Raw genomic sequence first — 9187 nt, forward strand, 5'->3', positions numbered from 1 at the left:
TAAAAGGGGAAACCGATGTGATTAAAGCGATATTATTTGATTTAGATGGAACATTATTGAACAGGGATGAATCTGTTAAGTTTTTTATTTCAAATCAATTTGAGCGGCTTTACAATCATTTAAAACAACTATCGAAGGAAAGTTATACCACACGTTTTATTGAACTAGATGCAAGGGGATATGTTTGGAAAGACAAGGTTTATCAGCAAATTGTAGCGGAATTTCCTACTATTGATATCAGCTGGAAGACATTATTGCAAGACTATATGGAGCATTTTTCTAAACAGTGTGTACCTTTCCTAAATATTCATCATATGTTGACTACTTTAAAAAACAGCAAGTATAAACTTGGAATCATATCAAATGGCTATACTTCATTTCAAATGAACAACATAAGAGCGTTAGAAATTGAAACCTATTTTGATGTTATCTCGATTTCAGAAATGGAAGGAATCAAAAAGCCAAATCCTGAAATCTTTATACGAATGTTAAATAAACTTTCTGTAGAAGCACACGAAGCTATATATATAGGCGATCATCCACAAAATGATATAGTCGCTGCACAAAACGTTGGAATGAAAACAATTTGGAAAAAAGATTTTCAATATCCAGATTTCAAAACAGATAATAGCATTGATGATTTAAGTGAGATTCCGGCACTAATTAACCAAATGGTTTATTATCAAAAATAAAAGTAACATCAAAAAGAACATGTGTTCTACTTGTGAAAAACGGGCATTTTTAAACAAGAATGAATGTAAAATCATGGTAGATTACACGTTTTTTACATAAAAATACACCCGTAAAATGTAAATTAAATACACTTATTTACAAAATGTAAGCATCCAGAACATTTGTTCTCAACACTTAAAAAGCGCATATTTATCAAATTTTTATAAAATGTTAGTAATTATTTTGCTATTTAACGTATTTTTTTTCTTTTTTTGATTAAAATTTGTAAAAGAACTATTTATGTAAAGAACGGGGAAGGGAAGAGGTATATGATTGAAAATCAAACATATCATATTCAAGGTTACGAAGATTTTGATCTTACTTATACGTTATTGAAAAATGATTCTAAGTCAAATAAACTTGCTATCCTTTTACCTGGATGGGGTTACACCACTCAAAAACCACTTTTTCATTACATTACAGGAATCTACTTAAATAGTCATTACGATGTTCTACAGGTTAACTACAAATATGATCAAGATCACTTTGAAGCAAAATCAAAAGAAGAATTCATAACAGCCATTAAATATGACACAAACGCAGCAATTTCACATTTGTTAGCTAATTCTACGAATAACTATGAACAATTTAATCTAATTGGAAAATCAATTGGTACGATAGCTCTGAGTGATATTTCACAAAAGGACATATTTAGAAAGGCTAAATTAATTTGGCTAACTCCATTATTAAAAATAGATGAAGTTTTCCAATCTATTACAAATAGAAAACAAAAGAGTTTTTGTATAATTGGTGACGCAGATCCAAATTACAATACAAAAAGATTTAATACATTGAAAACTAATTCACATATTAGAACAAAACTAATACCAGGCGTAAATCATAGCTTAGAATATGATCACAATGTCATAGCATCTATAAAAGAACTCAAAAAAATTATCATTGAAATTGATGAGTTTAAAAATGCCAATTAAATTTTTTTCCAACAAAAAGAACGTTATTAATACGTTCTTTTTTTATTTAGAGGAATCATGAGTTATTAAAGAAATATCAAATGTTATTTAAATATTTGTATTTTGTCTCACTTTCTTAAGTATACTTGTAGTTTGAGACTAGATTTAGTTGTTTTAGTATTGCTTCCTATAATATATATTATGTAAACTAGAATGAAAAATATTAATAAAATACTAGGTTCCCTATTTCATGATTAGTGACACAAAAATGTATACTCAATTTTTATTCAAAGGTCCCCGTTGTGTCAAAATAGTATTTATATGTTTCGATAGACATTTTTTCTATCCATGCATTCGGAATAATCAAATTATCTAATTATCTAATTCATATTATCTAATTCATAACATATTGTACTTGAGTTTGATTTCTAATCGACTAGTAGGTTTAGTATTATAGTTCAAAACTATACCAACTTTCATAAAATGAGTTCGTTAATTAATATAGCCTAGAAAAATGCGATTAGTTTCTTCTTTATAAATAATATTCCTATTTTTTAGTTTATTATTCTTCCACTAAACTACTCCAATAGTTTTATAACAAAAAAAGACTACTCATTAGTAGCCTTGATCTTCAGCTCTAGCTCCCGGTAGTTGAATAAGGAAAAGCAGCTAGAAACAATCTTCCTAAGTACCAAACAACTTAATTCTTTTACTGACAAACCCCTAATGGATTACCATCTGGGTCATAGAAAGTAAAAAATTTAGTCTTTCCTTCTTCATCTATTGGATTCACCTTGACATTCTGTTCAAGTAAAAAATTGTAAGTTTCTTCCATATTTTGAGGGATAAAATTATAATATTTTCCCACACCAAAATTATTACTTGGAAATTTCATTGGTTGATGATTTAAGGTTTTTACAAGAAATACTACTGTTTGAGACTGTTCTGCAATCTTCATCACAGCAGCTTCTTCTTCAATGTAAAGTACTTTAAAACCAAGTATTTCTTCATACCAATTTGCTGACAATTCAGGGTCTTTTACTGGAATAAAAACTCCTTCCACAAAAAATATATATCCATTCTAATTCGATTTAAGAATGTGAAATCCTTTAATAGATATCATATTGAACTCCCTCGTAAAAATAAGAAATATCTCTTAAATACTCATGTATTCGCAGGATTTCACCCTTTTTCATAGTCCATCGTAGACCAGAATAAAAGATTAGTAGAACTTAAATTAACATTTTGAGCTTCTCCTTGCTTTCTTAGATACAGCTTTATTTTTTTTAATATAAAGGTGAGTGTATGCTAAACTACTTAGTTCGTAACGTTTTGTAATTTTGGTAAATTATTAGCATATAGATTAAAAAGCAAGTGAAACTAATTCATAGTTCCCTTGCTTTTTATTAAATTGATTCATAAGTATCAATTATTGTTCCAGAATAGTTTACTTTAAAATCATATGGTTCCCCATATCTACTATATACACGTAACCTTCTGAATCTTGTACTAATGCTACCGATGGTAGTAACTGATTATTATCAATTTCATTCCCCTATAAGAAGAATAACATGCCTGGCATATTTCATTTAACTCTTTCCTTTCCAACATATAACTGTCGCAGCCCAAGTGTAACCTGTTCCAGCGCTAACAGCGACAGCAACATCACCTGCCTTTAACTTTCCCTGTTCGTTTGCAAGATGAAGACCAACACATGGATCAAGTGATGACATATGACCATAGTTATCTAGATAAATAGCGTTTTCTTCCGATAAATTTAAGGATTGTAAGAGTTGTTTTAACATGGAGCGTTTCGTATGTAGAGGTAACAATAATTTAATATCATTTGTTGTTAACCCACTTTTGTGGAGAGCTTGACGGATGACTTTTTCAAAGTTAGGGATGGAAACCGGATCAAGTCTTTCCTTCATATTTGAAGGATTTACAACATCGATAAAATGCTGACGTTTTGTAACAGAATCTACACTCGCAAATTGTTTCGACCCTCCAGCAGGTATTCGAACATCTTCCCAAAAAGAACCATCTGTAATGATAGCGCTTTCTAAAATTTCGCTATTGCTCGCATTTCTGCTAACTAAAGCAGCAGTTCCACCATCAGCAAAATTGAACATAAATCGCGATCTTGGATTATCATAATCAAGAATTTGTGATTCCTTACAACCTCCTGCTAAGAGAATATTATTGATACCATCATCTGAACGTAGCATATCTTTCGCAACTTTTAACGCTATTGGAAAACAAGAACTCACATTCATTATTTCAAATGCATAAGCATTCTTAGCACCAATTTCATGTTGAATTTTATGAGCACAAGACCACACATAATAATCTTTATGAGGACTTCCAAAGTAAATGACGACATCAATAGACATCGGCTCGACTTGCTTCAATATAGATTTTGCTGCTTCAACAGCTAAATCAGAAGCATGTGTTGAAGAATCAGCGACATGTTTTTGATAAAGACCAAACTTCTCAACAATAATAGATTCAGGTATACCGGTTTTCACTGCTAAATTAGCCGCTGTTTCAATCCCAGACGGAAAAAAAACACCAGTTTTTTCAATTCCAATATGACTCATATTTCTACTCCTTTCATCAACATCAGACTCTGTAATCGTTTTACTGCATGAAGCATGCTGACCAATTGTAAATATAGACACCTAATCACCTCTTTTTTTATTTAAGGTCTAGTAGATTTTTTTGGACTTTTCCTGTAGCATTCTTTGGCAATTCTTGTATAAATATAATTTCTTTCGGAATCTTATACTTTGCTAAATAATGCTTACAATGTTCGATAATCACTTCAGAAGTTAAGAAACTACCCTCCTCTGCAACTACAAACGCTATTGGGACCTCCCCCCATTTCTCATCAATTCTACCAATAACAGCGACCTCACTTATTCCTGATATTTTATTAAAAACTTGTTCTATTTCAAGTGGATATATATTTTCCCCTCCTGATATAATCATGTCTTTTTTTCTACCAACAATATATACGAAACCTTCTTCATCCACACGCGCTAAATCACCTGTATAAAGCCAGCCATTTCGAATCGTTTCTTTCGTTACCTCCGGTCGATTCCAGTATCCCTTCATCACATTAGGACCACTTATTACAATTTCACCAACGTCCCCTTGCTTAACTAACTTCCCTTCTTGATCGACAAGTTGAAAGTCACAAAAGAGAGCGGGTTTACCAATTGACCCTTTTTTTCGCATAGCATCTTCTTTTAAAAGCATAAACACAGTAGGCGATGTTTCTGACATGCCAAAACCTTGCCCAAATAAAAATCCTTTTTCAAAAAAGGCATCTATTAATTCATGAGGACAAGGAGCACCCCCATTATAAAACCAACGAACGGAAGTTAATTTTCTCAATTCAAATGACGGGGAATGCAATAAAGCATCATGGATTGCAGGTACCCCCATGACAATAGTAACTTGATGTTCTTCCATCATAGTTAACGCTTTTTCAGGTTCGAATTTACCTGGAATAACTATCGTTCCACCCATGAAAAGCGTTGGAAAAGCAAAAAGACCAATTCCTCCAATGTGAAATAATGGAAGTAATACTATCGTTCGGTCATTAGATGTTAAGTTTATTGCTGTAGTATTATTAATGGCATTCCAAAACATATTAGCCTGCGTCAACACCGCTCCTTTGGGTTTACCTGTTGTGCCAGAAGTATAACAAATCAAATAGGAAGCGTTTTCATTTATAGGTTCAAAAAAATTATGCTCATTCTCTAAATGATTTACTGAATCTATATCTACTATTACTTGAAGTGATCCATTTTCCTTTAACAATGTGGCTTCCTTTTTAAATTGTTCTTCACCAAATAAAACCCTCGTTTCACTATCTTGTAATTGAAAGCTAAGTTCATTTATAGTGAGACGAATATTTAATGGCACTGCAATACATTCTAACTTTGCAATAGCAAATAATAGTACGATATATTCATAACGATTTTGTGATAAAATCGCTACCCTTTCTCCTGCATTCAACCTAAGTTCTGCTCTCATAAATGTAGCTGTTTTATTAATTTGCTCATTTAATTCTCTATACGTGATTTGTTTTTTATCTGTAATGATAGCAATGCTTTCTGGATGTATAACTGCTCTCTTCTCAATCCAATAGGCAATGCCTTGCATAGCTTACCACCCCTTATTGATTATTAAGTCCTTGGAATATTAGTATCATTGCTGCATCAAATGCTTCCTCAGGAACGTCTTGCTTTTCCCAATAAACCCATCTCATTCCCATAAACTGCCCAATAGACATTAAACAGTAAGCGACTGTTTCTTGATCAATCTTCTTGAATTCACCTGCTTCCATACCTGCTGATAGGCTTTTAATAAAACCAGCAGCTAATTTATCGTAATACCAGCGATAGATTGATTGATCCACAACAACCGCTTGTTGGACAACGCTATACAAATTTGGTCGATTCTTAACCCAATTAAAAAATGCTTGAAAACCTTTTTTCTGCGAATCTTCATAACTAGAACCAGTTGCCATTTCATCTTTAATCGTTAAACGTAATTCATGACTATATTGACGAATTAATTCATCGAATATATCTTTCTTCGATGGAAAGTAATTATAAAAAGATCCATTAGCCATTTGAGCTGCTTGTGTAATATTTACAATAGATGCTTCATAATATCCTTTCTTTCCAAAGACTTCTTCCGCTGCTAATAATAGCTTCTCTCTTGTTTCGATTCCTTTTTGAGTCAAAGATTTAACATCATGAATTATTTTTTCTGACATATGAATCACCTCTCACTTTGTATTATAACTACTTTCCAAATTATTTCAATTAGTTTTTTGAATTTTATAAATTTAATAAACTAATTTTTAGAAATAATCACCATTTTGTTTTAACAAGTAAACGACAAATAGACCTAAAGGAGTCATTTTTAGTTCTATTTTTTATTCTTTCAATTATTATGGCTAGGCACTTTGTATATGGATGATAGGTCCTATGATCACACTTTATTGGATATAAAATCGAATCTATTACCTACAGTTTAGACAATTAAAGTTCATCATTTCATTTATGTTCTCCCTATATTCTTTCGTTGATTTCATTTCTCACATTGCTTTTTTATAACCTTTTTTATGTCTCATCATTCGTACTTTGAATTACTAGCGTAAACTCTAAATAGTGCCTCTGATTTTTCAACATTTAGTTGCATTTTCTTTTTCTCTTATTGCACTAACCTGTCCTTTTAGCTCCATAAGAAAACTAGATTCTATTACATAAAATCTACGTTATATGACTTGTAGCTAACAAATTTTCACTTCACATTTTGTTGATTTAATCTTTATAAATTTAGCAAATCATTCAATTATAATGTATATTATATTCTTTAAAATTATTAAAAATGTGGTGTGTAAATGGAAAATCTTAAATTCACTTATCTGTCTTTATATTTTTTTATTCTTAGTATAATAGCATTTCTAATTTATTTTGCAGTTTTATTTTTGGAAGCTTCAACATTCCCGATTAGCTTTGGTTTATTGTATTACTTTAATGCTCAAATTGTTTTTATTATTTCTTCAGTTGGTCTGATAATCGCTTTTATGGGTGTCAAAGGACCCTCCATGATTTGGAACATTGTATTGAACTTATTGCTCCTTATTTGCTACAAGGTACAACTATATGCATTTTTCTACTAGGTACTTAAGCTCTGTATTGTTATCGAAATAATCACCTCTATTGGATATTTATAAATATATTTGTTTACTGTATTTAAATGCGATAAATAACTAGAACACATTCATTTATCTTACATAATCTAACATTACAAGGTAGGAAGAACTGCAACTAGATTCTTTCTTTTAAAATTGTATTACTGAAATTGATTGACTTTTAGATAATAGCCCTTATATTCGTCAGTCACCTATTTATTTAACCAATAAAAGGGCTTTTTTGTGTTAACTAGATCCAACCTTACAACCAATTTGCAGGTAATATATACAATATACCTTATACAAAATTTGTTTCTTATGGAGCTAACCTGCTCCATTTGTGGAATAACAAAAAAGAGCTGATCACAGCTCTTGATATTGAAGTAAAGCACCCGTTCGTATTATTAGCATTGATATAAGCTTCTTTCTGTAAAAGCTGAGCCAATTGAAAATAAACTTAAAGTCTACCTTCTAATACAGTTTCTCTATTTAATGTCTTATTTCCATCTCTCAAATTAATAATCTATCTTTGTTATAAAACATTCTAGCGCTTTATCAAGTGGAATTGGTTTTGCATAAAAGAAGCCTTGAATATAATCACAACCTAGTTTTTTTGCAAGATTATTTTGGCTTTCCGTCTCTACACCCTCTGCAAGTACATCAATATTCATTTTCTTAAGTGCAAAACTAATATTTTCTACTATTACTTTAGATTTTGGCATTTTTTCAGCCGCCCATATAAGATACTTATCTAGTTTGACCGTTTCTACAGGAAGATCGATAACTGTTGAAATATTTGAATAACCTGTTCCAAAATCATCAATTTCAAATCTAAATCCCTTCTCAGTCATTTGATTAATTATTTGTTTCATCCTGTCTATATCCTCAATAAGCGTACTTTCTGTAATTTCAATAATAATCATTGAGGGAGGTATTTTATATTTATTAATAATGTAAAAAATCTTCAACAATAAGTCTTCTTGTAAGAATTGTATATAGGAAAAGTTTATTGCAACACCAGTAATGGTAGTCTTTTTTAGCTGCTTTTGTAATGTTTTACATATCTCCTCTAATATCCAATAAGTAACTTCTATAATTTGACCACTCTCTTCTAAAATAGGGATAAACTCGTCAGGTCTAATTGTTCCTATCCGCGAGTTATTCATTCTTAAGAGAATTTCTCCCATCTCAAATCGATTCTTTTTTACAGAATAAATAGGCTGCATATAGATTTGAAAATTCTTTTCGATAGGGATTTCTTTAATTTCTTTTAATATTTCACCTTTTCTTCTTGCTCGTTGTATCATCTTTAAATCACAATAAGAATAATTATCTTTATTCTCTTTTGCAGTCTCTATTGCAAGATTAATCCCATTAATTATATCTTCTATATTTTTCGCGATATTAGGATATGCAACAGCAGCTATACTAACTGAAAGTATATAATCACACTCCTTAATACACCAAGAATTGTTAAAACGATTTCTTATTCTTGCAATAACACTACCTATATTTACTTCTTGATCTATGATGATAGAAATACCGTTATCGCTAAAGCGAAATAGAGAAGCTGGATTTACGATTTTTTTAAAATAAGATGCAATTTCTTTCATTAAAATATCTCCGCTAACATAACCAAATTGCTCATTAATAAACTTTAAATCTTTTAAAGATACAAGAACCACTGTAAATGGAATTTTATTTTTATCTTTTACCTTGTTTTGCAATACTTTCATAAACTCTTGTCTATTTAAAAGGTCTGTTAAATGGTCTTTCGCCTTATCACTATTCTGTAGATAGAGAAAGACAATTAATAATGAACAAGTAG

General features: G+C 30.7%; 7 protein-coding genes. 2 read left to right on the forward strand and 5 right to left on the reverse strand.

Annotated features, from left to right (window positions below; translation table 11 throughout):
* The first annotated feature begins 17 nt into the window (after positions 1–17).
* Both BN349_RS07395 and BN349_RS07400 read left to right on the forward strand, forming a co-directional pair.
* Positions 18–692 (forward strand): HAD family hydrolase, encoded by a 675-nt coding sequence (locus BN349_RS07395; RefSeq protein ID WP_019241650.1) that lies wholly within the window; start codon positions 18–20, stop codon positions 690–692.
* Positions 693–1001: 309 nt separating this feature from the next.
* Entirely contained in the window at positions 1002–1664 is a 663-nt protein-coding gene (locus BN349_RS07400) for a hypothetical protein (RefSeq protein WP_019241651.1), read from the forward strand.
* 688 nt (positions 1665–2352) lie between these two features.
* Here the strand turns inward: BN349_RS07400 and BN349_RS07405 are convergent.
* The 5 genes from BN349_RS07405 to BN349_RS07430 form a co-directional block, all read right to left on the reverse strand.
* The gene (locus BN349_RS07405; RefSeq protein WP_019241652.1) at positions 2353–2706 is read right to left on the reverse strand and encodes a VOC family protein; all 354 of its coding nucleotides are present in this window, start codon (positions 2704–2706) and stop codon (positions 2353–2355) included.
* A gap of 526 nt (positions 2707–3232) precedes the next feature.
* A complete protein-coding gene (locus tag BN349_RS07410) occupies positions 3233–4243 on the reverse strand; it encodes a 3-oxoacyl-ACP synthase (protein ID WP_026089223.1) in 1011 nt (336 codons plus the stop codon).
* Positions 4244–4340: 97 nt separating this feature from the next.
* Positions 4341–5816, reverse strand: a complete 1476-nt coding sequence (locus tag BN349_RS07415; RefSeq protein WP_019241654.1) for an o-succinylbenzoate--CoA ligase — start codon at positions 5814–5816, stop codon at positions 4341–4343.
* 13 nt (positions 5817–5829) lie between these two features.
* The gene (locus BN349_RS07420) at positions 5830–6435 is read right to left on the reverse strand and encodes a TetR/AcrR family transcriptional regulator (protein ID WP_019241655.1); all 606 of its coding nucleotides are present in this window, start codon (positions 6433–6435) and stop codon (positions 5830–5832) included.
* 1439 nt (positions 6436–7874) lie between these two features.
* Positions 7875–9187: bifunctional diguanylate cyclase/phosphodiesterase (locus tag BN349_RS07430; protein WP_019241657.1), on the reverse strand; the 1313-nt coding region annotated here is incomplete at its 5' end.

Source organism: Bacillus sp. AP8 (assembly GCF_000321185.1).
GTDB classification, from domain to species: Bacteria; Bacillota; Bacilli; order Bacillales; family DSM-1321; genus Bacillus_AD; species Bacillus_AD massilioanorexius.

Coding starts and splice junctions, on each gene's coding strand:
- BN349_RS07410 (WP_026089223.1), bottom strand. CDS start 4,243: ATGAGTCATATTGGAATTGAAAAAACTGGTGTTTTTTTTCCGTCTGGG.
- BN349_RS07400 (WP_019241651.1), top strand. CDS start 1,002: ATGATTGAAAATCAAACATATCATATTCAAGGTTACGAAGATTTTGAT.
- BN349_RS07415 (WP_019241654.1), bottom strand. CDS start 5,816: ATGCAAGGCATTGCCTATTGGATTGAGAAGAGAGCAGTTATACATCCA.
- BN349_RS07420 (WP_019241655.1), bottom strand. CDS start 6,435: ATGTCAGAAAAAATAATTCATGATGTTAAATCTTTGACTCAAAAAGGA.